At 68.3% G+C, this 20,922-nt stretch carries 25 protein-coding genes; 15 read left to right on the forward strand and 10 right to left on the reverse strand.

The window, feature by feature from the left end:
- Window positions 1-33: 33 nt before the first annotated feature.
- The 11 genes from sufB to AC3WSN_RS02990 all read left to right on the forward strand — a co-directional run bounded on the left by sufB (window position 34) and on the right by AC3WSN_RS02990 (window position 9,561).
- Window positions 34-1,503 (forward strand): Fe-S cluster assembly protein SufB, encoded by a 1,470-nt coding sequence (sufB, locus tag AC3WSN_RS02940; RefSeq protein WP_192708593.1) that lies wholly within the window; start codon window positions 34-36, stop codon window positions 1,501-1,503.
- Window positions 1,504-1,528: 25 nt separating this feature from the next.
- A complete protein-coding gene (locus tag AC3WSN_RS02945; protein ID WP_492536213.1) occupies window positions 1,529-1,768 on the forward strand; it encodes a cytoplasmic protein in 240 nt (79 codons plus the stop codon).
- Window positions 1,769-1,783: 15 nt separating this feature from the next.
- Window positions 1,784-2,536 carry a Fe-S cluster assembly ATPase SufC gene (gene sufC, locus AC3WSN_RS02950; RefSeq protein WP_492536215.1) on the forward strand — a complete coding sequence of 251 codons (753 nt, stop codon included), beginning with the start codon at window positions 1,784-1,786 and terminating at the stop codon, window positions 2,534-2,536.
- Window positions 2,537-2,539: 3 nt separating this feature from the next.
- Complete coding sequence (locus AC3WSN_RS02955; RefSeq protein ID WP_492536217.1) at window positions 2,540-3,862, forward strand: SufB/SufD family protein; 1,323 nt, start codon at window positions 2,540-2,542, stop codon at window positions 3,860-3,862.
- Between the two features lie 202 nt (window positions 3,863-4,064).
- The gene (locus tag AC3WSN_RS02960; RefSeq protein ID WP_192708596.1) at window positions 4,065-5,309 is read left to right on the forward strand and encodes a cysteine desulfurase; all 1,245 of its coding nucleotides are present in this window, start codon (window positions 4,065-4,067) and stop codon (window positions 5,307-5,309) included.
- A gap of 51 nt (window positions 5,310-5,360) precedes the next feature.
- Window positions 5,361-5,744, forward strand: a complete 384-nt coding sequence (locus AC3WSN_RS02965; protein WP_192708597.1) for an SUF system Fe-S cluster assembly protein — start codon at window positions 5,361-5,363, stop codon at window positions 5,742-5,744.
- 439 nt (window positions 5,745-6,183) lie between these two features.
- The gene (locus tag AC3WSN_RS02970; RefSeq protein ID WP_492536219.1) at window positions 6,184-6,522 is read left to right on the forward strand and encodes a hypothetical protein; all 339 of its coding nucleotides are present in this window, start codon (window positions 6,184-6,186) and stop codon (window positions 6,520-6,522) included.
- 311 nt (window positions 6,523-6,833) lie between these two features.
- Window positions 6,834-7,145 carry a hypothetical protein gene (locus AC3WSN_RS02975; protein ID WP_192708599.1) on the forward strand — a complete coding sequence of 104 codons (312 nt, stop codon included), beginning with the start codon at window positions 6,834-6,836 and terminating at the stop codon, window positions 7,143-7,145.
- 286 nt (window positions 7,146-7,431) lie between these two features.
- Window positions 7,432-7,686 carry a hypothetical protein gene (locus AC3WSN_RS02980; protein WP_492536221.1) on the forward strand — a complete coding sequence of 85 codons (255 nt, stop codon included), beginning with the start codon at window positions 7,432-7,434 and terminating at the stop codon, window positions 7,684-7,686.
- Between the two features lie 163 nt (window positions 7,687-7,849).
- Window positions 7,850-8,785 carry an ABC transporter ATP-binding protein gene (locus AC3WSN_RS02985; protein ID WP_192708793.1) on the forward strand — a complete coding sequence of 312 codons (936 nt, stop codon included), beginning with the start codon at window positions 7,850-7,852 and terminating at the stop codon, window positions 8,783-8,785.
- Window positions 8,786-8,799: 14 nt separating this feature from the next.
- The gene (locus AC3WSN_RS02990; protein ID WP_373323770.1) at window positions 8,800-9,561 is read left to right on the forward strand and encodes an ABC transporter permease; all 762 of its coding nucleotides are present in this window, start codon (window positions 8,800-8,802) and stop codon (window positions 9,559-9,561) included.
- Between the two features lie 4 nt (window positions 9,562-9,565).
- On the opposite strand, the gene AC3WSN_RS02995 is transcribed toward AC3WSN_RS02990, so the two are convergent.
- Window positions 9,566-10,330, reverse strand: coding sequence for an alpha/beta fold hydrolase (locus tag AC3WSN_RS02995; RefSeq protein WP_492536223.1), 765 nt, complete (start codon window positions 10,328-10,330; stop codon window positions 9,566-9,568).
- 117 nt (window positions 10,331-10,447) lie between these two features.
- Here AC3WSN_RS02995 and AC3WSN_RS03000 point away from each other — a divergent pair, with 117 nt between their 5' ends.
- Window positions 10,448-11,290 (forward strand): FkbM family methyltransferase, encoded by an 843-nt coding sequence (locus tag AC3WSN_RS03000; protein ID WP_492536225.1) that lies wholly within the window; start codon window positions 10,448-10,450, stop codon window positions 11,288-11,290.
- Here AC3WSN_RS03000 and sfsA read toward each other — a convergent pair.
- Complete coding sequence (gene sfsA / locus AC3WSN_RS03005) at window positions 11,277-11,990, reverse strand: DNA/RNA nuclease SfsA (RefSeq protein WP_492536227.1); 714 nt, start codon at window positions 11,988-11,990, stop codon at window positions 11,277-11,279. The two genes, AC3WSN_RS03000 and sfsA, sit on opposite strands and share 14 nt — an antisense overlap.
- Window positions 11,991-12,067: 77 nt before the next feature.
- Between sfsA and AC3WSN_RS03010 the strand changes: the two genes are divergently transcribed.
- Window positions 12,068-12,808 carry a competence/damage-inducible protein A gene (locus tag AC3WSN_RS03010; RefSeq protein ID WP_492536229.1) on the forward strand — a complete coding sequence of 247 codons (741 nt, stop codon included), beginning with the start codon at window positions 12,068-12,070 and terminating at the stop codon, window positions 12,806-12,808.
- Window positions 12,809-12,853: 45 nt separating this feature from the next.
- The gene (locus tag AC3WSN_RS03015) at window positions 12,854-13,723 is read left to right on the forward strand and encodes a formate/nitrite transporter family protein (protein WP_192708606.1); all 870 of its coding nucleotides are present in this window, start codon (window positions 12,854-12,856) and stop codon (window positions 13,721-13,723) included.
- 6 nt (window positions 13,724-13,729) lie between these two features.
- Here the strand turns inward: AC3WSN_RS03015 and AC3WSN_RS03020 are convergent, their stop codons facing one another.
- The 8 genes from AC3WSN_RS03020 to AC3WSN_RS03055 all read right to left on the reverse strand — a co-directional run bounded on the left by AC3WSN_RS03020 (window position 13,730) and on the right by AC3WSN_RS03055 (window position 19,321).
- On the reverse strand, window positions 13,730-15,010 hold the full coding sequence (locus tag AC3WSN_RS03020; protein WP_492536231.1) for an NAD(P)/FAD-dependent oxidoreductase: 1,281 nt from the start codon (window positions 15,008-15,010) through the stop codon (window positions 13,730-13,732).
- A gap of 154 nt (window positions 15,011-15,164) precedes the next feature.
- Window positions 15,165-15,650 (reverse strand): F0F1 ATP synthase subunit B family protein, encoded by a 486-nt coding sequence (locus AC3WSN_RS03025; protein WP_192708794.1) that lies wholly within the window; start codon window positions 15,648-15,650, stop codon window positions 15,165-15,167.
- A 16-nt stretch (window positions 15,651-15,666) separates the two neighbouring features.
- Complete coding sequence (locus AC3WSN_RS03030; RefSeq protein ID WP_492536233.1) at window positions 15,667-16,245, reverse strand: F0F1 ATP synthase subunit B family protein; 579 nt, start codon at window positions 16,243-16,245, stop codon at window positions 15,667-15,669.
- A 144-nt stretch (window positions 16,246-16,389) separates the two neighbouring features.
- A complete protein-coding gene (locus tag AC3WSN_RS03035; RefSeq protein WP_007566773.1) occupies window positions 16,390-16,617 on the reverse strand; it encodes a F0F1 ATP synthase subunit C in 228 nt (75 codons plus the stop codon).
- Between the two features lie 67 nt (window positions 16,618-16,684).
- The gene (locus AC3WSN_RS03040) at window positions 16,685-17,440 is read right to left on the reverse strand and encodes a F0F1 ATP synthase subunit A (protein WP_192708609.1); all 756 of its coding nucleotides are present in this window, start codon (window positions 17,438-17,440) and stop codon (window positions 16,685-16,687) included.
- A 71-nt stretch (window positions 17,441-17,511) separates the two neighbouring features.
- The gene (locus AC3WSN_RS03045) at window positions 17,512-17,886 is read right to left on the reverse strand and encodes an AtpZ/AtpI family protein (RefSeq protein ID WP_192708610.1); all 375 of its coding nucleotides are present in this window, start codon (window positions 17,884-17,886) and stop codon (window positions 17,512-17,514) included.
- A gap of 191 nt (window positions 17,887-18,077) precedes the next feature.
- The gene (locus tag AC3WSN_RS03050; protein WP_192708611.1) at window positions 18,078-18,722 is read right to left on the reverse strand and encodes a DsbA family protein; all 645 of its coding nucleotides are present in this window, start codon (window positions 18,720-18,722) and stop codon (window positions 18,078-18,080) included.
- Between the two features lie 116 nt (window positions 18,723-18,838).
- A complete protein-coding gene (locus tag AC3WSN_RS03055) occupies window positions 18,839-19,321 on the reverse strand; it encodes a DUF721 domain-containing protein (protein ID WP_192708612.1) in 483 nt (160 codons plus the stop codon).
- Between the two features lie 133 nt (window positions 19,322-19,454).
- On the opposite strand from AC3WSN_RS03055, the gene mutY reads away from it, so the two are divergent.
- Window positions 19,455-20,786, forward strand: a complete 1,332-nt coding sequence (gene mutY / locus AC3WSN_RS03060) for an A/G-specific adenine glycosylase (protein WP_492536237.1) — start codon at window positions 19,455-19,457, stop codon at window positions 20,784-20,786.
- The last annotated feature ends 136 nt before the right edge of the window (window positions 20,787-20,922 follow it).

Raw genomic sequence — 20,922 nt, forward strand, 5'->3', positions numbered from 1 at the left:
GTCCTTGACGCCGGCGATGCCTAGGAGACGCTGATGCCTGCTGTGCAGGAAACCATTGACCGGGTCCGCTCGATCGACCTCGACCAGTACAAGTACGGGTTCGAGACCACCATCGAGATGGAGAAGTCCGAGAAGGGCATCTCCGAGGATGTCGTCCGGTTCATCTCGGCCAAGAAGAACGAACCCGCGTGGCTGCTCGAGTGGCGCCTCGACGCCTATCGCCGCTGGCTGACCATGAAGGAGCCGGAGTGGGCGCGCGTCGCCTACGACAAGGTCAATTACAACGACATCTACTACTACGCGGCGCCCAAGCGCCCGGCCGCGATGTCGCTCGACGAGATCGACCCCGAGATCCTGAAGACCTACGAGAAGCTGGGCATCCCGCTGCGCGAGGTCGAGGTACTTGAGGGCATTGCCCCTGAGCGCCGCGTCGCGGTCGACGCCGTGTTCGATTCGGTCTCGGTGGCCACCACCTTCAAGAAGGAACTCTCGAAGGCCGGCGTGATCTTCATGCCGATCTCCGAGGCCGTGCAGGAATATCCCGAGCTGGTGCAGAAGTACCTCGGCTCGGTCGTTCCGGCGACCGACAACTTCTTCGCGACGCTGAACTCGGCCGTGTTCTCGGACGGGTCGTTCGTCTACATCCCGCCGGGCGTGCGCTGCCCGATGGAGCTGTCGACCTATTTCCGCATCAACGAGCGTGACACCGGCCAGTTCGAGCGCACGCTGATCATCGCCGACAAGGGCTCTTACGTCTCGTATCTGGAGGGCTGCACGGCACCCAAGCGCGACGACAACCAGCTTCACGCTGCGGTGGTCGAGCTGGTCGCCCTGGATGATGCCGAGATCAAGTACTCGACCGTCCAGAACTGGTACCCGGGCGACAACGAGGGCAAGGGCGGCATCTACAACTTCGTGACCAAGCGTGGCGATTGCCGCGGCGCCCGCTCGAAGATCTCGTGGACGCAGGTCGAGACCGGCTCGGCGATCACCTGGAAGTATCCGTCCTGCATCCTGCGCGGCGACGATTCCCGCGGCGAGTTCTACTCGATCGCGGTGTCGAACGGCATGCAGCAGGTCGATTCCGGCACCAAGATGATCCACCTCGGCAAGAACACGACGAGCCGGATCATCTCGAAGGGCATCTCGGCCGGTCGGTCGCAGAACACCTACCGGGGCCTCGTCTCGGCGCATCGGAAGGCCTCGAACGCCCGGAACTTCACGAACTGCGACTCTCTGCTGATCGGCGACCAGTGCGGCGCGCACACCGTGCCCTACATCGAGTCGAAGAACGCCTCGGCCGTATTCGAGCACGAGGCGACGACCTCGAAGATCTCCGAGGACCAGAAGTTCTACTGCCAGCAGCGCGGCCTCTCCGAGGAGGAGGCGACCGCGCTCATCGTCAACGGCTTCGTCCGGGACGTGCTGCAGCAGCTGCCCATGGAGTTCGCCGTCGAGGCCCAGAAGCTGATCTCGATCAGCCTCGAAGGCTCGGTGGGCTGAGGGCCTGGCTGGACCCTACGACGACGTGCTGCGGGCGGCCCATCGGCACAGCGCGCGGCACGCCGACGAGGTCAGGAGCAGCCTCCTGTGCGGATGCTTCTTCTGCCTCGAGGTTTTCGCACCGGACGAGATCACGGGCTGGATCGCCGATGAGGGCACCGCCCTCTGTCCCCGGTGCGGCATCGACGCGGTGATCGGCGACCTGTCCGGCTATCCGGCCAGGAACGCCGGCTTCCTGCGGGCGATGCGGGACGAATGGTTTTGAAGGACTTGGACTGACATGCTGGAAATCAAGAACCTCGTCGTGCAGATCGAGGACAACCGCATCCTGAACGGCCTGAACCTGACCGTGAACGACGGCGAGGTCGCGGCGATCATGGGGCCGAACGGCTCGGGCAAGTCGACCCTGTCGTACGTCATCGCCGGCAAGGAGGACTATGAAGTCCTCGACGGCGAGATCCTGCTCGACGGGCAGAACGTGCTGGAGATGGCCGCCGACGAGCGAGCCGCGGCCGGCGTGTTCCTGGCGTTCCAGTACCCGCTGGAGATCCCTGGCGTCGGCACCATGACCTTCCTCAAGGCCTGCCTGAACGCGCAGCGCAAGGCACGCGGCGAGGCCGAGCTGTCGACCCCGGACTTCATCCGGGCGGTGAACGGCGCGGCCGACAAGCTCGAGATCAACAAGGAGATGCTCAAGCGCGCCCTCAACGTCGGCTTCTCCGGCGGCGAGAAGAAGCGCATGGAGATCCTCCAGATGGCGCTGCTGCAGCCGAAGTTCTGCGTGCTCGACGAGACCGATTCCGGTCTCGACATCGACGCCCTGCGCATCGTCTCCGAGGGCGTGAACGCCCTGCGGGGCCAGGGCCGCTCGTTCCTGGTGATCACCCACTACCAGCGGCTGCTCAACCACATCGTGCCCGATACGGTGCACGTCATGTCGAAGGGGCAGATCGTGAAGACCGGCGGCAAGGAGCTCGCCCTCGAGCTCGAGGCGTCCGGCTACGCCGAGTACCGCACCAGCGAGGCCGCCTGAGCCATGGCCGACGTGACCAACCTCCGCTCCCCCGCCGAGGCCGGCCTGTCGAAGCTGTTCGAGTCGGCCCGCCAGAGCTTCGCCAGCGAGACGGCGATCGCCCGCGAGGAGGCCTTCCGCTTCTTCGAGGCGACCGGCCTGCCGAGCCGCCGGGTCGAGGCCTTCAAGTACACGGACCTGCGCGCGGCGATCGCTGAGGCCGCGCCGCCCGCTGAAGCGCCGAGCCTCGATGCCGCCAGGACCGCCGTGGCACAGGCCACCGGCTTTGGCAGGATCGATGCCGCGCACCTGACCTTCGTGAACGGCCATCTCGTCCGCGAGCTGTCCGACCTCGACAGCCTGCCGGACGGCGTCCGCGTCGTGCCGCTCAACGAGGCACTGACCCAGGGCGACACCGCCCTGACGCAGCTCGCTCCGGTGCCTCAGGCGCGCGAGAATCCGGTCTACCAGCTGAACACCGCCTTCCTGGCGGACGGAGCGGTCATCGCGGTCGCCCCCGGCGCGAAGCCGGACCGGCCGGTCCATCTGCGCTTCGTCGGCTCGGGCGCGGCGCCGTTCTCGACGGCCACCCGCGTGCTCGTGCAGCTTGGCGAAGCGGCGGAATTCGCTCTCTTGGAAAGCCATGAGGGCCCGGACGGGCTCACCTGCCAGCCGAACGACGCCCTCGACGTGGTGGTCGGTCCGCGGGCCGCCTTCCGGCACACCCGCCTCAACAAGGAGGGTGACGCCACCATCGCGCTCTCGACCCTGTCGCTGAAGGTCGAGGCCGAGGGTCAGGTCGAGACCGTGAACCTCGTGACTGGGGCGGTGCTGTCGCGCCACCAGATCTACGTCCACGTCGCCGGCGACGACACCAACGTCGTGGTGAACGGTGCGGCGATGCTGCGGAACGGCCAGCTCGCCGATTCGACGCTGCTCGCCGATCACGCCGCGGTCGGCGGCGTCGGCCGCGAGCAGTTCAAGTGGATCATCGATGGCGACGCCACCGGCGTGTTCCAGGGCAAGATCATCGTCCGCCAGGTCGCCCAGAAGACCGACGGCAAGATGAAGTCCGACTGCCTCCTCCTCACCGACGAGGGGCAGATGATGAACAAGCCGGAGCTGGAGATCTTCGCCGACGACGTTGCGTGCGGCCACGGGGCCACCTGCGGCGCACCGGACCCGGACCTGCTGTTCTACCTGATGGCCCGCGGCCTGCCGCGTCCCGTCGCGGAGAGCTTGCTGGTTCAGGCCTTCGTCGGCGAGGCCGTCGAGACCGTCACGCACGAGGGCGCCCGCGCGGCGCTGATCTGCGAGATCGAGGCTTGGTTGAGGGCGCGCGGCTGACAGCCCGGTCGGTCCCGGCCGGGACCGACCGGGCCTCCAAACCTGGCCCTCTTTGTGAGGTGCCCGCGCCAGCGGGCCTCGAAGGAGGACTCCAGGGATCACAACACCAGCTGGAGGGCTCCTTCGAGGCCTCCGCTTCGCTCCGGCACCTCAGGATGAGGTGGGTCTCGGGATCGGCGAAGTTTTTGGGAAGGTCGCGACCATGAACGCACCCGTCCTCACTCCGACCTACGATGTCGAGGCGATCCGGAAGGATTTCCCGATCCTGGGCCAGCAGGTCTACGGCAAACCGCTCGTCTACCTCGACAACGCCGCCTCGGCGCAGAAGCCGCGTCAGGTGATCGACGCCATGGTCTCCTGCATGGAGACCGGCTACGCCAACGTCCATCGCGGCCTGCACTACATGGCGAACGCCGCGACCGAGGGTTTCGAGGGCGCCCGCGAAACCACGCGCCAGTTCCTCAACGCCGCCTCGACGGACGAGATCATCTTCACCCGCAACGCCACCGAGGCCTACAACCTCGTGGCCTCGTCGATGGGCTGGGCCGGGCTGATCGGGGAGGGGGACGAGATCATCCTCTCGATCATGGAGCATCACTCCAACATCGTGCCCTGGCACTTCCTGCGCGAGCGCCGCGGCGCGGTGATCAAGTGGGCTCCTGTGGACGATGACGGTAACTTCCTGGTCGAGGAGTACGAGAAGCTGTTCTCGCCCCGGACCAAGATGGTGGCGATCACCCACATGTCGAACGTGCTGGGCACCGTGACGCCCGCCGCAGAGATCGTCCGCATCGCCCACGCCCACGGCGTACCGGTCCTGCTCGACGGTGCGCAGAGCGCGGTGCATCAGCCGGTCGACGTGCAGGCGCTCGACTGCGACTTCTTCGTCTTCACCGGCCACAAGGTCTACGGCCCCACCGGGATCGGCGTGCTCTACGGCAAGAAGGAATGGCTGGAGCGTCTGCCGCCGTATCAGGGCGGCGGCGAGATGATCCGTACGGTGAGCGAGGACGCGATCACCTACAACGATCCGCCGCACCGGTTCGAGGCCGGCACCCCGGCCATCATCGAGGCGGTCGGCCTCGGCGCGGCGCTCGAATACATGATGACTCTCGGACGCGAGGCGATCGCCGCCCACGAGGCGAAGCTCACGGCGTATGCGCAGCAGCGGCTCGGAGCGATGAACGCGCTGCGGCTGATCGGCACCGCCCCGGGCAAGGGCGGCGTGATTGCCTTCGAGATGAAGGGGGCGCATGCCCACGACATCGCCACGGTGATCGACCGACAGGGCGTCGCGGTGCGGGCGGGGACCCACTGCGCCATGCCGCTGCTCAAGCGTTTCGGCGTGACCTCGACCTGCCGCGCCTCGTTCGGGCTTTACAACACGACGGCTGAGATCGATGCCCTTGCCGAGGCGCTTGGCAGGGCGGAAATGCTGTTTACCTGATAGTCTGGTTGAAGCTGGTCCCGCCCGCGCGGGCCCGCGGAGAGTGAAGCGATGACCACCGACGCCACCATCACCGGCGGCATGAATGCCCCCGCAGTCGCCGCAGCTTCGGCGATCCCGCCGGCGGAACTGGACCGCCTGACCGACGACATCGTCGCGGCGCTGAAGAGCGTCTACGATCCGGAGATTCCGGCCGACATCTACGAGCTCGGCCTGATCTACAAGGTCGACATCGACGACGACCGCAAGGTCGCCATCGACATGACGCTCACGGCGCCGGGCTGCCCGGTGGCGGGCGAGATGCCCGGCTGGGTCGAGAACGCCGTAGGCGCCGTGCCGGGTGTCCAGTCGTGTTCGGTGACGATGGTGTTCGATCCGCCGTGGGATCAGAGCCGCATGTCGGACGAGGCGCGCGTCGCCCTCGACATGTGGTAGGCCGGTCCGAGGGATCCGATGGCCCGGGTCGAGATCCTCGATGTCGGCGAGGGCGAGCCGGGCCGCGATCTCTGGAAGATCGTTGGGGACACCCGTGGTCCCATAGGGCTTGGCCTCCAGGGCGTCGCCCGGTCGCACGTCCAGCACGATGCGAAGACGCCGCGCTTCTTCAAACAGGAGGCAGCGGCGGATCGATCAGGAAGCGCCCTGACGGACCGACCAGGGTCGAGGTTCGCCTCGTGCAAGTCGAGCCGGTTGAAACGGAAATTGTCGCGGCCGTGTAATAGGAGGCAGGACTGGATCAGTCCTAGCGCGCACTGACATGTCCACGATCGCCTACGGCAATCTACGTAGCCGTTAAGGCCGCGGTAACCATGCCCGCGCAGATCGGATCGGCCGCCTTCGTTGCGGTATCCCTCGGCACGGTTGGTGAAAGCGGATGGCTTCGGGCTACGTCGTCGCGGCATTTCTGGAAACGGCCGGACTCATCGGCCTCGTGATCGCGACCATCAGAATGCGGGCGGAACGACAGGCGAAGGCCGCTGAGCTCCGCGGGTTCCTCCGTTCCGGACAGAGCTCATCCTCCCATCTCGGCGTCGCAGAACCGCGGCGGACGGCCCTGTTCGGTTCGCGCCTGAGCGCCATTCCGGTCGTGCCGAGCCGCGGTCAGGCCAGACCGCAACGGGACTCGGCCGCCCGCTCGGCTCTCGGCCGCGCCATCATCCTTACCGCTCACAGGGTCAGCCCCGATCTCGCCGCCCCCATCAGCGCAGGATGATGTCGAGCCCGCTGCCGCACAGGACGACGGCGCTGAGCGTGAACATGAACTTCAGATCTTCGAAGCGGGCGCTCATGGTCTATCCTCTCGCGTTCGTCGGCTTCGTCGCCGCTCAATGAAAGATTATCATCGCATTAACGGATTTTCCGCGAGTCCTTTCAGCTTCCGTTAGGGATTTACGAGCGGTTTCCATTCAGTAAGGTTAGCCGTTCGTTAATTGTGCCCGGTGCCGCCAAACCGTTTTCGATGCCGCCGAGGCTCGCGGAAGCGCAGCGGGGCACCGGCGCCCAACCTCCGGAGGTACGCTCCTTATGCTGCAGCAACGGACGGGTCCGGTCCGGCGCGCGGTCGACTGGATGTTCCGCGACCGCACGACCGGCACGATCACCATCGCGCAATGGCCGAACCTGCCGCTCTGGCTTTTCGGCGGCCTCAGCGTGGGCGCGTGGCTGGGTCGGGATTCCGAAGCGCTCGCCTCTCGGTTGTCGTTCGCCGCAGACGTCGCTTTAACCTGGTGGGCGCTCGACGAACTGGTGCGCGGCGTCAATCCCTGGCGGAGGCTTCTCGGTGCAGCGACGCTCACTGGCCTCGTCATCCTGATCACGCTTCGGCGAGCAGCATAGGCCGGGCTCGATCCAATCGCGCTACTGACAATTGTACATCTTCAAGCTCCTAACCGATCTGCACTCAGTCGAGTTCTGAACGGAATCTGATTCTCCCCCAGGCAAATGCGCCTTCGATTGCGTCAGGAAGCGTTCAGTTCACATCGTTCCGCCACCGTACAAACATAACGGTAGGTTGCACTGGCCGAGAAATTGTGAATGGTCACGCCAGGCACCACGTGGCGTGGTGCAGCCCTGCAATGGTGCGCGTTTCCGCGCCCGGCCGATGGTTGGTGTTGAAGGCCTTATGACGGACGCGGGAGGATTTGACCCCAAAGACTCCGCTTCGCGCGCGGATGAGCGGGAGAGGCTGCTCGGTCAGATTGCCGACGCCCTGAACATCCCAGTCACGACCTTTCGCGGCAAGGGTTCCCTGGTCGCGCTGGGCCGAGGGCCGAATGCGTCGGAATGCGCAGCGCTTCTGGCCGCCTTCGCGCGGATCGGCGATCCGGATGTCCGGAAGGAGTGCCTCGCCCTCGTGGAGCGCTACAGCGACGCATGAGGCCCCGTGCATCCGGCGGTGCGTTCGCGCACACGCGGGCTGTGAGGGCCGGACACACGGCATGCTATAGCGCCCGCCGTCTCCGAGGCGGGCCTCCATCGGCGCGCCGCATCTTCGCGGCTGGGGCGCTTCCGGTCCCGCGCGCCCCTGCTCCGTTCAGGCCCTGATGCCGATCATCACCATCTCGTCGCTGTCGAAGACCTACAAGTCGGGCTTCACAGCCTTGCGCGACATCAACCTCGTCATCGAGCGCGGGGAGATCTTCGCGCTCCTGGGCCCCAACGGCGCCGGGAAGTCGACGCTGATCAACATCGTCTGCGGCATCGTCACGCCGAGTTCCGGCACCGTGCTGGTCGACGGCCACGACATCGCCGGTGACTACCGCGCCGCGCGGCGCGCCATCGGCCTCGTGCCGCAGGAATTGACGACCGATGCCTTCGAGACGGTGCTGAACACCGTGAGCTTCTCGCGGGGCCTGTTCGGGCTTCGTCCCGATCCCGGCCATATCGAGCGGATCCTGCGGGCGCTGTCCCTCTGGGACAAGCGCGACAGCCGGCTGATGACGCTGTCCGGTGGCATGAAGCGCCGGGTCCTGATCGCCAAGGCCCTGTCGCACGAGCCCCGGGTGCTGTTCCTCGACGAGCCGACCGCTGGCGTCGACGTGGAACTGCGCCAGGACATGTGGCGCCTCGTGCGCGACCTGCGCCAGCAGGGCGTCACCGTCATCCTCACCACCCACTATATCGAGGAGGCCGAGGAGATGGCCGACCGCATCGGCGTGATCCGCCGGGGCGAGATCATCCTGGTGGAGGAGAAGGCCGCGCTGATGCGCAAGCTCGGGCGCAAGCAGCTCACCCTGCATCTCCAGCAGCCGATCGCGTCGATCCCGTCGGACCTCTCCGATTACGAGCTGGCACTCGCCGGGGAGGGGAGCGAGCTGGTCTACACCTATGACACCCGGGCCGAGCGCACCGGCATCACCGGGCTGCTGACCGGCCTGGCGGCGGCGGGCATCCGGTTCAACGACCTTCACACCGAGCAGAGTTCGCTGGAGGACATCTTCGTGGGCCTCGTCCGCGAGGAAGGAGCACGGGTATGATCAGCGCCACGAACATGAACTGGCCGGCGGTCCGGGCGATCTACCGGTTCGAGATGGGCCGGTTCTGGCGCACCGCCGGCCAGAGCATCCTGGCCCCGGTGATCTCGACGACCCTGTACTTCGTGGTGTTCGGCGCCGCGATCGGCTCACGGGTCTCGGCGGTCGACGGCGTGCCCTACGGGCTGTTCATCGTGCCCGGCCTGATCATGCTCTCGCTGCTCACGCAGAGCATCGCGAACGCCTCGTTCGGCATCTACTTCCCGCGCTTCGCCGGGACGATCTACGAGATCCTGTCGGCGCCGATCTCGCCCCTCGAGGTGGTGCTGGGCTTCGTCGGTGCGGCGGCCTCGAAATCGATCCTGATCGGCCTGATCATCCTGGCGACCTCGGCGCTGTTCGTGCCGCTGCGCATCGACCACCCGCTCTGGATGATCGGCTTCCTGCTGCTCACCGCCGTGACCTTCAGCCTGTTCGGCTTCGTGATCGGCCTGTGGGCGGACGGGTTCGAGAAGCTGCAGCTGGTACCGCTCCTTGTGGTCACCCCCCTGACCTTCCTGGGCGGCAGCTTCTACGCCATCGGCATGCTGCCGCCGTTCTGGCACGCGGTGAGCCTGCTCAACCCGGTCGTGTACCTGATCAGTGGCTTCCGCTGGGCGTTCTTCGGCAAGGCGGACGTGAACATCGCGATCAGCCTGGGCATGACCGCGCTGTTCCTGGTGATCTGCCTCGGCCTCGTCACCTACATCTTTCGCACGGGCTACCGGCTGAAGAGCTGACGCCTCAGGGCTGCGCCGCGAGGAAGGCCAGCACGCCGTCCCGGTGCGGCTTGGCGCCGACCGCGGTCGAGTGGTCCTTGCCCTCGATCTCGAGGGCCCGCGCGTCCGGGATCAGGGCGGCGAGCCCCGGGCCTGAGCCCGCCACGGTGTCGAGGGTCCCGACCGAGACCAGAACCGGTAGCTCGATCTGCGCGAGTTCGGCCCGGCTGAGCGTCTGGCGCGAGCCGCGCATGCAGGCGGCGAGCGCCCGCAGGTCGCTCCGTGTCTGCTCGGCGAAGGTGCGGAAGGCCGCGGCGGTGGGGTTCGGGGCCGGGGTCCCGGGAGATGCCTCCAGGGCCTCGGCGATGCCGGACGGCAGGCCCTTGCCCTCGACCAGGTGCATCCCGAGACCGCCAATCAGCGCCGAGCGGACCCGATCCGCGTGATCCAGGGCGATGTGGGCGGTGATCCGGCCGCCCATCGAGTAGCCCATCACGTGGGCGCGTTCGATCCCGAGATGGTCGAGGAGCCGGATCGCGTCGCCGGCCATCGCCTCGGAGCTGTAGGCGGCCGGATCGTAGAGCTTCTCGCTCTCGCCGTGGCCGCGATTGTCCAGCGCGATCGCCCGATATCCGGCCTGGGTCAGGGCTCTCACCCACTGGGTATTGACCCAGTTGACCGCGTGGTTCGACGCGAAGCCATGGATCAGCAGGATCGGCTTGCCGGCGCCGTCCACAGGCGGAACGTCGATATAGGCGATCCGCACGCCGTCGGAATTGAAGGACTCCATGCCGCGCAATCCATGCTCCGTAAGCTCGGCCACCCGCTTAGACCACGCGCACGCGCCGGGGCAACGCGAAGCGATGCGCTTGCGGGTCAGAGCGCCGGCTGGCAAACCGCGCCGGTCATGACGGACACGCAGCCCTACGGCACCTACGAACCGTCCGGCCTCGTGGCGGCGATCACCCGCCGCACGAACCGGATTCCCGCCAATTCCTGGTACGGCAGGCGCCTCGCGCTGTTCCTGCGCCGGATCGCGATCTCGCGGCTCGGGGGCAAGCCCCTCGACGTGACCCGCTACGGCGCGCGGATGCGGCTGCACCCGTACAACAACAACTGCGAGAAGAAGGTACTCTTCACGCCGCAATTCTTCGATCCGGAGGAGCGTGCCCTCCTGCAGGCGCGCCTTGCGAAAGACTGCGTGTTCCTCGACATCGGCGCCAATATCGGCGCCTACGCCCTGTACGTGGCGGCCTTCGCGGGCCCGGCAGCGCGGATCATCGCGGTCGAGCCGCAGCCGGACGTATTCGACCGGCTGACCTACAACATCGCCCAGAACCCGTTCCACACCGTGAAGGCGGTCGCCTGCGCGGTGGCCGACAAGGCCGGCGAGCTGACCCTGTTCATCGATCCGCGCAACCGTGGCGAGTCGAGCCTGCGCATCGTCGGCACCAATGAGGGCGCGCGGATCACCGTGCCGGCCGTGACACTCCTCGAACTCCTGCACAGCGAGGGCCTGACCCGGGTCGACGCCGTCAAGCTCGACGTGGAGGGCGCCGAGGATCTGATCTTGGAGCCCTTCCTGCGCGAGGCGCCGGAGACGCTGCTGCCGCGGATCCTGCTGATCGAGAACGGCACCGGGCAGTGGCAGCTCGACCTGCCGACGCATCTGGAGAGCTACGGCTATCGCGAGATCTCGCGCTCCCGGTTGAACCTCATGTTCGAGCGCTCGGGCGTCAAGGCGGCGTGACCACCGGAATCTCGTCCGCGATGCTAACGCCCTCCGGCCCCACGGCACACCGGTAGGCGCGGACCTCCACGCCCGCGGCCCGCGCTTCCCGGAACGCCCGGTCGAAAGCCGGATCGATGTCGCGGGCGACGTCGAACGCCTCCGCCTCCATCTGCACGACGATGACGACCAGGGCGCGACCGCCCTCGGCGACGACCTGGGCCAGGTCGCGCATGTGGCGGGCGCTGCGGGCGGCTTTGCAGTCGGGAAATTCCGCGAGGCCGGGCCGTCGCATCATGTGGCAGTTCTTGACCTCGACGTGGCACGGGCCGCGCTCCGCGCCGCTCGCCAGGAAGTCGACCCGGCTCGCCTGCGCGTAGCGGACCTCCGGCTTCAGCACGTCGTGGCCGGCGAGCGCCGCGATGGCGCCGGCCCGGAAGGCCTCGGCCACGAGCGCATTCGGCCGCATTGTGTTGATGCCGACCCATTGCGGACCGCCGGGGAGGTCGGCCTCGACGAGCTCCCAGGTCAGCGGCAGCTTCCGGGCCGGATTGGTCGAGCGTGAGAGCAGCACCCGCGCCCCCGGGCTGTTCAGGCCGAACATCGCGCCGGGGTTCGGGCAGTGGACGGTGACGGGGCCGTCCTCGGTGTCGATATCGGCCAGGAAGCGCTTGTAGCGCTGCACGAGCCGTCCGGGGACGAGCGGCGCGGCGAACTGCATCGGGTCCTCGGGGTTCACGTAGTCGTGGGCTGCGGTTGCGCTATCTGCCTGCGACGCCCGCCCGACGCCAGAGACCCATGGACCAGCCTTCCGATTCCGTCACCGCCGCCATCCTCGTGATCGGCGATGAGATCCTCTCGGGTCGCACCAAGGACAAGAATATCGGCACCATCGCGGATTTCCTCACCGCCGCCGGCATCGACCTGCGCGAGGTGCGGATCGTGCCCGACGAGGCCGCGATGATCGTAGAGGCGGTCAACGCCCTGCGGAACCGCTACACCTACCTGTTCACCACCGGCGGGATCGGCCCGACCCATGACGACATCACTGCCGACTGCGTGGCCCAGGCCTTCGGGGTCGGCATCGACGTGGACGAGCGCGCCCGGGCGATGCTGCTGGAGCGGCACAAGCCCGAGGATCTGAACGAGGCACGCCTGCGCATGGCGCGGATTCCGTTCGGCGCCGACCTGATCGCCAACCCGGTCTCGAAGGCGCCGGGCTTCCGCATCGGCAACGTCCACGTCATGGCCGGCGTGCCGAGCATCATGCAGGCCATGCTCGACTCGATCGCCCCGACCCTGAAGGGCGGCGCCGCGATGATGTCCGAGACGATCGAGGCCGCCGGCGTTCCCGAGGGGAGCTACGCGGGCGAGCTCGGCGCCATCGCGAAGGAGCGCCCATCGGTGTCCATCGGGTCGTACCCGGCCATGACGCCGGAGGGGTTCCGCAATCGGATCGTCGTGCGCAGCCGCGACGCGCTGGCGCTGGCCGAGGCGCGAAGCGCCGTCGAGGCGCTGGTGGCGCGGCTCACGGCCTGAGTGTCGAACATCCGATCGGATCGAGTGGCGTAGCGGAGCTGGCGGATGGCCCGGGACAAGAACAGGCGGGCCGAGCAGGAAGCTCGGCGCGACGAGTTGCTGAAGGAAGTCTCCGAGATCGGCCGCCCGGATGCCTACGTGCTGCACGAGGTCATCCGGCTCGAAGGTGACGAGGAATTGCGGCGCAACGGCCTGGCGCTGTTCCTCTCGGCCTTTGCGGCCGGCCTGAGCATCGCGCTGTCTCTGATCGTCCCTGGCGTCCTTCGGAGCCATCTGCCGGAGGCGGACTGGGCGAAGATCGTGAGTTCGATGGGCTACGCGGTCGGCTTCCTGGTGGTCGTTCTCGGCCGCCAGCAGCTCTTCACCGAGAACACCATCACGCCTGTCCTGCCGCTGCTGCACGACCGGTCGGCCAAGACCGCGGTCCGGGTGGTGCGGCTCTGGCTCATCGTCCTGTGCGGCAACATCCTGGGGACACTGGCGATCGCCACAGTGATGGCCCATTCCGGAGCCTTCGAGCCTCCGGTTCTCAAGGCCTTCGCGGAGATCAGCCACGACGCCATCGCCAACGAATTCTGGGCGACGTTCGTCAAGGCCGTCTTCGCCGGCTGGATGATTGCCCTGATGGTGTGGTTCCTGCCGGCGACCGCCAGCGCCGCGCCCTTCGTGATCCTGCTGATGACGTGGCTGGTCTCGCTCTGCAGCCTCGCTCACATCGTGGCCGGCTCCGTGGAGGCCTTCTACCTCGTGGTCACGGGCGCCGCGACGATGAACGACTACGCGCTAAAATTCTTCCTGCCGACCCTGCTCGGCAACACCTTCGGCGGCGCGGCCCTGGTCGGCGTGCTGAACTACGGGCAGGTGGCTCCGGAGGTCGAGGAGACCAAGGCGGTCGAGGGCGAGCGGCCGGATTGAGCCCGGTCAGTCGAGCTTCACCGGCGGGCTGATCAGGTGGTCGAGATCGTCGAGCACCCATGTCAGGGTCCCCCGCAGCGGGCCGTAGAGGCCGATCTGGTGCTGCCGGTACAATAGGTCGTGGGTCAGGCGCGCGGACAGCCCGTTCAGCCGCCCGCCGCCGAACGTGTAGCGGCCCAGTGTCCCCCAGCCGTTGAAATCGGCCAGCGAGACGATGGCACCCTTCTCGACGTAGTGGAACGGCGGGAGCTCCGTCGCCACCGTGTCGCCGCGGGCCAGGACGCGGCCGAGGTGACGCGCGAAATGCTGGGCCTGCTGCCGGGCGGCCTGGGCCGTCGCAGGAACCGGCTTGCCGGTCTGGGGGTCGGTGAGGCTGGCGCAGTCGCCCAACGCGATGATGGCGGGATCGCAGGTCGTGCGCAGATCCGGGCCGACGACGAGTTGCCCGGTCCGTGAGCGTTCCAGGCCGTCGAGGCCCGCGAGCACGTCCGGCGCCTTCACGCCGGCCGCCCAGACCTTGAGGCCCGCCGGGATGCGGCTGCCGTCCTTCAGGGTGAAGCCGGTCGCGTCCGCCGCCGTGACCATCGCGCCGGTCCTGACCTCGACGGCGAGGTCCGACAGGGTCCGGGCGGCGGCGCGCGAGACCTTCTCGGGGAAGGCCGGCAGCAGGCGCGGCCCGCTCTCGATCAAGGTCAGGCGCAGGCGCCCCGGCAGGTCCGGCGAGCCGTAGGTCGAGAGCAGGTTGATGGCGTGCTTCAGCTCGGCGGCCAGCTCGACGCCGGTGGCGCCGCCCCCCACGATCGCGATCTCCAGCATGCCGCCGCGATCGAGCCGCGCCAGCAGGTGGCACCGGAGCTGGTCGTGGAAATGCTCGGCCTCGGTCAGGTCATCGATGGTCAGGCAGTGCTCGGCCACGCCCGGCGTGCCGAAATCGTTGGCCCGGCTTCCGATGGCGAGCACGAGCAGATCGTAGGCGATCTCCACCTCCGGCCGCCCCTCCACGGCCTCGACGGCGAGCCGGACGCGCCGGGCCTGCCGGTCGATGCCGACGAGGGCTCCGGGCTGGAAGCGGAAGCCGTTGCGCCGCGCCTGGGCGAAGAAATCCACCTTCTGCCGGTCGGCCCGGGCGGTGCCGGCCGCGAAGGTATGCAGCATCGGCTTCCAGACGTGGGACAGGCTGCGGTCGGCCAGCGTCACGTCGGCCCGGCCGCTACGGCCGAGGCTCGTGGCCACCTCGATGCCGGCAACCCCGCCGCCGACGATCACGATCCGAGCCCTGTCCGCCATGACGTCTCCGCGTTCACCCACCTCGGGAACGCCGGTCAGGGCACCGATGTTCGCGATGGCAAGCGCGGATGCGCCGCGTCTTTGCATGCGTCGTCCAACATGAAAAAAGCCGCCCGAAGGCGGCTTTCTCAAACCGTGCAGCGCTGCGGCCGGATCAGGACCGCAGGCGAGTCCGGACCTCGCCGAGGCTGGCGCGGATCAGGCCCTGGGCCGCGTCGCCCTGCAGCCGCTCGCGCAGGATCGTCTCCGACACCTTCACGGCGGCCTCGGCGGCGGCGGCACGCACCTGGGCCTCGGCCTGAGCCTCGGCCTGGGCGATCTTGGTCTCGGCGGCCTTGGTGCGGCGGGCCAGGAAGTCGTCGAGCTTGCGGTGACCCTCCTCGGCGGCGCGCTGGGCCTCCTCGCGGGCACCGGCGACGATCGACTCGGCCTCCTTCTCGGCCTCGGCGCGGCGGCGCTTGTAGTCGGCGAGCACGGCGGCCGCCTCCTCGCGCAGGCGCTTGGCCTCGTCGAGTTCGTGGCGGACGCGGTTGGCGCGGCCGTCCAGGCCCTTGGTCATCGCCGAGAAGGCGCCGACCTTCCAGGCAATGCCCATGAAGATGAAGAACGCGACGGCGACCCAGAATTCGGCTTCGAGCAGCATCGTGGGATCCCGTCTAGTGTGCGGTGGCGTCGAGGGCGCGGTCGAGGCTGGCCCGATCCGGTGCCTGGCCCGTCAGTCGCTCGACGATCGCCGACGCGGCCTCGCCCGCGATCGAGCGGACATTGCCCATGGCGGCCTCGGTGCGGGTGCGGATCGTCGCCTCGGAGGCGGCGAGCTTGGCGTTCAGCTGCTCCTCTAGCGCCTTGCGCTTCACCTCGGCCTCGGCGGCCAGGTCGTTCCGAGTGGTCTGCGCGATGTCGCGCGCCTTGCCCTGAGCGGTCCGGAGGGCGGTCTCGAAGGCCACGCCGGCGGCATCCGCCTCGGCCTTCATCGCCTGCGCCTGATCCAGATCGGCACGCAGGCGCTCGGCGCGGGCGTGCAGGATCGCCTGGATCCGCGGCAGCGCGACCTTGTCCATCAGGTAGTAGAGGAGCCCGAAGGCCAGCGCGAGCCAGATCAGCTGCGCGAGAAAGCCGGAGGTCTCGAAGGGCGGGAAGGCGCCGGAATGCGCTTCCGCGTGCTCGGTATGGCCCGGCACGACCTGCGTGTCGGCGCCCGGGGGCGGCGTGGTGAGGGGATTGGGCTGCGCCATGAGACCGCTACACTGACACCGTTCGCTGAGGCCACCGCTCGCGCGGTGACGGACGAAGGCGGACGCCCCGTCGCGGGAGCGTCCACCCGTTCATCGGGCCGGGGCCCGGGAGGAGACCGCGGAGACCGCGGGCTCCGGCGCCGATTAGACGGCGAAGAGCAGCAGCAGCGCGATCAGCAGCGAGAAGATGCCGAGCGCCTCGGTGAGGGCGAAGCCCAGGAGCAGCGTGGCGCGCTGGCCGTCGGCCGCGGACGGGTTGCGAAGGGCGCCGGCGAGGAACTGACCGAACAGGTTGCCGAGGCCGATGCCCGCACCCGCCATGCCGAGGCAGGCGAGGCCGGCGCCGATGTACTTCGCAGCGACGGGATCCATGATAACTCCTGAGGTCTCTTCAGATCGAAACGTGCTTTGACGTTTGCGGCGGGTGGAGCCGGCCGGATTAGTGGCCGGGGTGAAGGGCGTCGTTGAGGTAGATCGCCGTCAGCGTCGCGAAGACGTAGGCCTGAAGCGCCGCGACGAGGAACTCGAGAGCAGTCAGCGCGATCGTCAGGAACAGCGGGAGCGGCGATAGCACGCTCCAGGCACCCGCGAGAAGAAGCTGAACCACGAAGAACGCGAAGATCTTCATCGCGATGTGGCCGGCCAGCATGTTGGCGAACAGACGGACCGACAGGCTGATGGGGCGCGAGATGAACGAGATGATCTCGATCGGCACCAGGATCGCGAGCAGCGGCTTCGGCACGCCCGACGGCACGAACAGGCCGAAGAAGTGAGTGCCGTGCTTCATCACGCCGAAGATCACCACCGTGGAGATCACCAGCGCCGCGAGGCCGAAGGTGATGATCAGGTGGCTGGTCACCGCGAAGGCGTAGGGGATCATCCCGAACAGGTTCAGGACGAGCACGAACATGAACAGGGAGAACACCAGCGGCAGGAACCGCTTGCCGCCGTCACCGGTCGCCTGGTGCACTGTATCGGCGATGAATTCGTAGAAGATCTCGGCCAGCGACTGCATGCGGCCCGGCACGACGGAGCGGGACGCGGTCGCCACGATGGTGATCAGCGCGATCACGCCGACGGCGGCGAACATGTAGAGGGCCGACTGCGTGAAGGCCAGCTGCTGATGGCCGATATGGCCCAGCGATACGAGCGGCTTCAGCTCGAACTGATGGATCGGGTCGATCGTGACCGCCATTCCCGCTTCCGCCCTTCTTGTTCGGCGCGCCGGCATGGCCGGCCGCCCTGATCCCCTTGGACCGGCGTGCCTTACGGCTCCTGCCGGTCGCGTCGTTCCGGACGCGCGCCGGAGAAACCCGACACCCGCATCACGTTGTAGACCCCCGCGACGAACCCCAGCATCAGGAGGACGATCAGGCCCCAGGGCTTCGTCCCGAAGACATGATCCACGATCCAGCCGAGTATGCCCCCCGCGATCACGCCCGCGACGAACTCGGTCGAGATCGTCATGGCCTGACCCAGCGACGAAGGCCCGCCGTTTCGAGGGCGCGTGGAAGGATCGGGAGCAGCCTGCGGCCGCTTCCGTTCGATCTGCGTCTCGAGACGTCTGAGCCTCGCGGAGAGTTCGCTGTCCGTCGGCGTCTGCTCGGCCCCGTCCCCGCCCCTCGCGTCGTCGCCGTTCACGGCTCAAAACTCATCGGGCGGGAGGATCTGGAACCGGCTGGACACCCCCAGCAAGCGCGGCGCACCATAGTTTCGCCTATCTTGAGTGTCAAGGCGAACCCTGCATACGGTAAGTCGTTGATTTTGACTTGGTATTTCAGCTCGGGGGCACGCGCCGGATCGGTGCTTCGCGCCTGTCCCCGAACAGGCGCTCAGGCGCCCAGGAGCGGCTTGATCACCTTCTCCATGCCCTCGACCGTCATCTCGCCGGTGTAACGCTCGCCGTTGATGAAGAAGGTCGGGGTGGAATCGACCTTGAACACGTCGAGCCCGCGCTGCTTCACGGCGTTCACCGCGCTGTAGACCTTCTGGTCCTTCAGGCAGGCCTCGAAGGTCTGCTTGTTGTAGCCGGCCTGCCGCAGCATCTGCTCGAGCGCATCGACGGGCTTCTGCGTGAAGGCCCAGGCCGGCTGCTGGTCGAACAGCAGGTCGGTGATCGGGTAGTATTTGGAATCGCCCTCGCAGCGCGCCAGCATGAACGCCGCGGTGGCGAGCGGGTCGAGGGGAAACTCGCGGAGCGTGAACCGCACCTTGCCGGTGTCGATGTAGCGCTCCTTCAGGGTCGGCCACGTGTTCTTGTGAAAGGCCGCGCAGTGCGAGCAGGTCATCGAGGCGTACTCGATGATCGTGCACTTGGCGTCCGCCGGGCCGAGCCAGACATCGCCGAGCGGACCCGGCTGCAGCAGGGCGGCCGTGTCGATGCCCTCCGCCTGGGCGGAGCGGGCGAGGTAGGGCAGGGCGAGGCCGGCGCCGAGCGCGAGGCCGGAAATCTTGAGAGCGTCGCGTCGCGTCGTCATCGGGCAGGCTCCGCCGAATTGGTCGGTCTTGGCGTGCGAAAGCCGGTACTCGGGCGCGGGCGTCCTGGCAAGATGACCGAATCGCCTGTGCGCCCGCGGACGCGCCGGCGTCCGGCTCAGCGCTCGGGGCGGGTGGCGACGGCGGCGGTGCCGAGGCGGTCGAGGGCGGCGCGCAGCCCGTCATCCTCAATGCCCGAGACGGCGCGCTGCACCTCGACGACCCGGGCCGGATCGATGTGGGCGCGCGACGGCTGCCGCCCGCCGCGGCCGACCCGGTCCTGCTGCAGCACGATCCGCGAGACGCAGGCCCAGCCGTAATGGGCGTTGATGCGCTGGATCACCACCGGCGCGAGGTGCTGCAATTCGATGGCGAACACCCCCTCGACCCGCACCACCAGCGTGCCGGATTCCGGCGCGTCCGAATCCTTGCGTCGGCGCTTGGGCCATTCGAGCTTGGACGGCCGGCAATAGCGGGCCAGCCGGTCGCCGACGATCTCCGGCCAGGCGGCGAGGATGTCGGTCGAGGCGAATCCCTGCGCGGCAAACGCCGGGCCGATGCAGCCCTCGATCAGTTCGGCCAGCGGTTTGACGCGCGCCATGGTGGTTCCGGACCTGTGGATCCGCGAAGGTTAGCGCAGGATGGTTGACGAAGGGAGGACGCGCCGGCGCTTTCGCCACCCTATGATCGCCGCCGGGCTCCGGCTATGCAGCGCGACCCCGATCGACGTGCCCATGCCGCTTCGCACAGCCACGGAACCCGAGCCCGGTCCCGGACCGCGCGCCGACGATTTGCTCGCCTGGTACGACCGGCATCGGCGGGTCCTGCCGTGGCGGGCGCTCGCCGGCGAGGTGCCCGAACCCTACCGGGTCTGGCTGTCCGAGGTCATGCTGCAGCAGACCACGATCGCGGCGGTCCGGCCGTATTTCGAGCGCTTCTTGACGCGCTTCCCGGATGTCTTCGCCCTGGCCGACGCCCCCGAGGAGGCGGTCATGTTGGCCTGGGCCGGCCTCGGCTACTATTCCCGCGCCCGCAACCTCCACGCCTGCGCGAAGGCCGTCGCGGCCGGAGGTGGCCGCTTCCCCGACACGGCCGAGGGTCTGCGCAAGCTTCCGGGAGTCGGCGCCTACACGGCCGGCGCCATCGCGGCGATCGCCTTCGACCGGCAGGAGGCGGCGGTCGACGGCAATGTCGAGCGCGTCCTGAGCCGGGCCTACGCGGTGGAGGCGCCGCTCCCGGGCAGCCGGCCGGAGATCCGCCGCCTGACGCAGGCGCTGGTGCCGGAGGACAGGCCGGGCGACTTCGCTCAGGCGCTGATGGATCTCGGCGCGACGATCTGCACGCCCAAGCGTCCCGCCTGCGCGCTCTGCCCCTGGATGCGGCCCTGCCGCGCCCGCGCGCTCGGCATCCAGGAGACGTTTCCGCGCAAGATCAAGGTGGCCAAGGGGGCGCTCCGCCGCGGCGCGGCCTTCGTGGCGATCCGCAGCGGCGACGAGGCGGTGCTGCTGCGGACCCGCCCCCCGGAGGGGCTGCTCGGCAACATGGCCGAGCCGCCGGGCAGCGCCTGGGAGCCGGATTACGACGTTGCCGCCGCCCTGCTGGACGCCCCTCTCGACGCGCGGTGGAAGCGCCTGCCGGGGCTGGTTCGCCACGGTTTCACGCATTTCCCGCTGGAGCTGACGGTGTTCGTCGCCCGCGTCGCGCTCGCGACGGCGGCCCCGTCCGGCATGCGCTTCACCCCGCGCAGCGCCCTCGACGACGAGCCGCTGCCCGGGCTGATGCGCAAGGTTCTGGCGCATGCCTTCGACCCGAAGCCCGAGCCGGAGAAGAAGCCGCGCGGCCGCCCCAAGAAGGAGCCGCCGCCGATGCCGCTGCTCGCGGCGATGGAGCCGCCGGTGTCGATGCCGGACCCCGAGCCGCGTCCGCGCATCCGGGCCGTGCCGAAGCCCCAGCCGAAGCCGGCGCCCGCGCCGCCAGAGGCTGACGAACTGTTCGAAGGAGAAGTGGAGCCGCCCGCCGTTCCGGCATCGCCGCGACGCCGGGGTGCAGCTCGAAAACGCTCGTGACCCTGTCGCGCCGTCGTTCCGAGGCTCGCCGCAGGCGAGCGCCCGCAATGACGGCACTCCGGCGATAAGGTCTCCGATCGAGACCTGCTGCCAATCCCATCCTCTCCGTCATCGCGAGCGCAGCGAAGCGACCCAG

It is taken from the genome of Methylobacterium sp. FW102-HT35C08 (assembly GCF_058790235.1).

Excerpts from the sequence above, each read along its gene's own strand:
- sufB (WP_192708593.1), top strand. The coding sequence starts at position 34 with ATGCCTGCTGTGCAGGAAACCATTGACCGGGTCCGCTCGATCGACCTC.
- sufC (WP_492536215.1), top strand. The coding sequence starts at position 1,784 with ATGCTGGAAATCAAGAACCTCGTCGTGCAGATCGAGGACAACCGCATC.
- AC3WSN_RS02955 (WP_492536217.1), top strand. The coding sequence starts at position 2,540 with ATGGCCGACGTGACCAACCTCCGCTCCCCCGCCGAGGCCGGCCTGTCG.
- AC3WSN_RS02960 (WP_192708596.1), top strand. The coding sequence starts at position 4,065 with ATGAACGCACCCGTCCTCACTCCGACCTACGATGTCGAGGCGATCCGG.
- AC3WSN_RS02965 (WP_192708597.1), top strand. The coding sequence starts at position 5,361 with ATGACCACCGACGCCACCATCACCGGCGGCATGAATGCCCCCGCAGTC.
- AC3WSN_RS02970 (WP_492536219.1), top strand. The coding sequence starts at position 6,184 with ATGGCTTCGGGCTACGTCGTCGCGGCATTTCTGGAAACGGCCGGACTC.
- AC3WSN_RS02975 (WP_192708599.1), top strand. The coding sequence starts at position 6,834 with ATGCTGCAGCAACGGACGGGTCCGGTCCGGCGCGCGGTCGACTGGATG.
- AC3WSN_RS02980 (WP_492536221.1), top strand. The coding sequence starts at position 7,432 with ATGACGGACGCGGGAGGATTTGACCCCAAAGACTCCGCTTCGCGCGCG.
- AC3WSN_RS02990 (WP_373323770.1), top strand. The coding sequence starts at position 8,800 with ATGAACTGGCCGGCGGTCCGGGCGATCTACCGGTTCGAGATGGGCCGG.
- AC3WSN_RS02995 (WP_492536223.1), bottom strand. The coding sequence starts at position 10,330 with ATGGAGTCCTTCAATTCCGACGGCGTGCGGATCGCCTATATCGACGTT.
- AC3WSN_RS03000 (WP_492536225.1), top strand. The coding sequence starts at position 10,448 with ATGACGGACACGCAGCCCTACGGCACCTACGAACCGTCCGGCCTCGTG.
- sfsA (WP_492536227.1), bottom strand. The coding sequence starts at position 11,990 with ATGCAGTTCGCCGCGCCGCTCGTCCCCGGACGGCTCGTGCAGCGCTAC.
- AC3WSN_RS03010 (WP_492536229.1), top strand. The coding sequence starts at position 12,068 with ATGGACCAGCCTTCCGATTCCGTCACCGCCGCCATCCTCGTGATCGGC.
- AC3WSN_RS03015 (WP_192708606.1), top strand. The coding sequence starts at position 12,854 with ATGGCCCGGGACAAGAACAGGCGGGCCGAGCAGGAAGCTCGGCGCGAC.
- AC3WSN_RS03020 (WP_492536231.1), bottom strand. The coding sequence starts at position 15,010 with ATGGCGGACAGGGCTCGGATCGTGATCGTCGGCGGCGGGGTTGCCGGC.
- AC3WSN_RS03030 (WP_492536233.1), bottom strand. The coding sequence starts at position 16,245 with ATGGCGCAGCCCAATCCCCTCACCACGCCGCCCCCGGGCGCCGACACG.
- AC3WSN_RS03035 (WP_007566773.1), bottom strand. The coding sequence starts at position 16,617 with ATGGATCCCGTCGCTGCGAAGTACATCGGCGCCGGCCTCGCCTGCCTC.
- AC3WSN_RS03040 (WP_192708609.1), bottom strand. The coding sequence starts at position 17,440 with ATGGCGGTCACGATCGACCCGATCCATCAGTTCGAGCTGAAGCCGCTC.
- AC3WSN_RS03050 (WP_192708611.1), bottom strand. The coding sequence starts at position 18,722 with ATGACGACGCGACGCGACGCTCTCAAGATTTCCGGCCTCGCGCTCGGC.
- AC3WSN_RS03055 (WP_192708612.1), bottom strand. The coding sequence starts at position 19,321 with ATGGCGCGCGTCAAACCGCTGGCCGAACTGATCGAGGGCTGCATCGGC.
- mutY (WP_492536237.1), top strand. The coding sequence starts at position 19,455 with ATGCCGCTTCGCACAGCCACGGAACCCGAGCCCGGTCCCGGACCGCGC.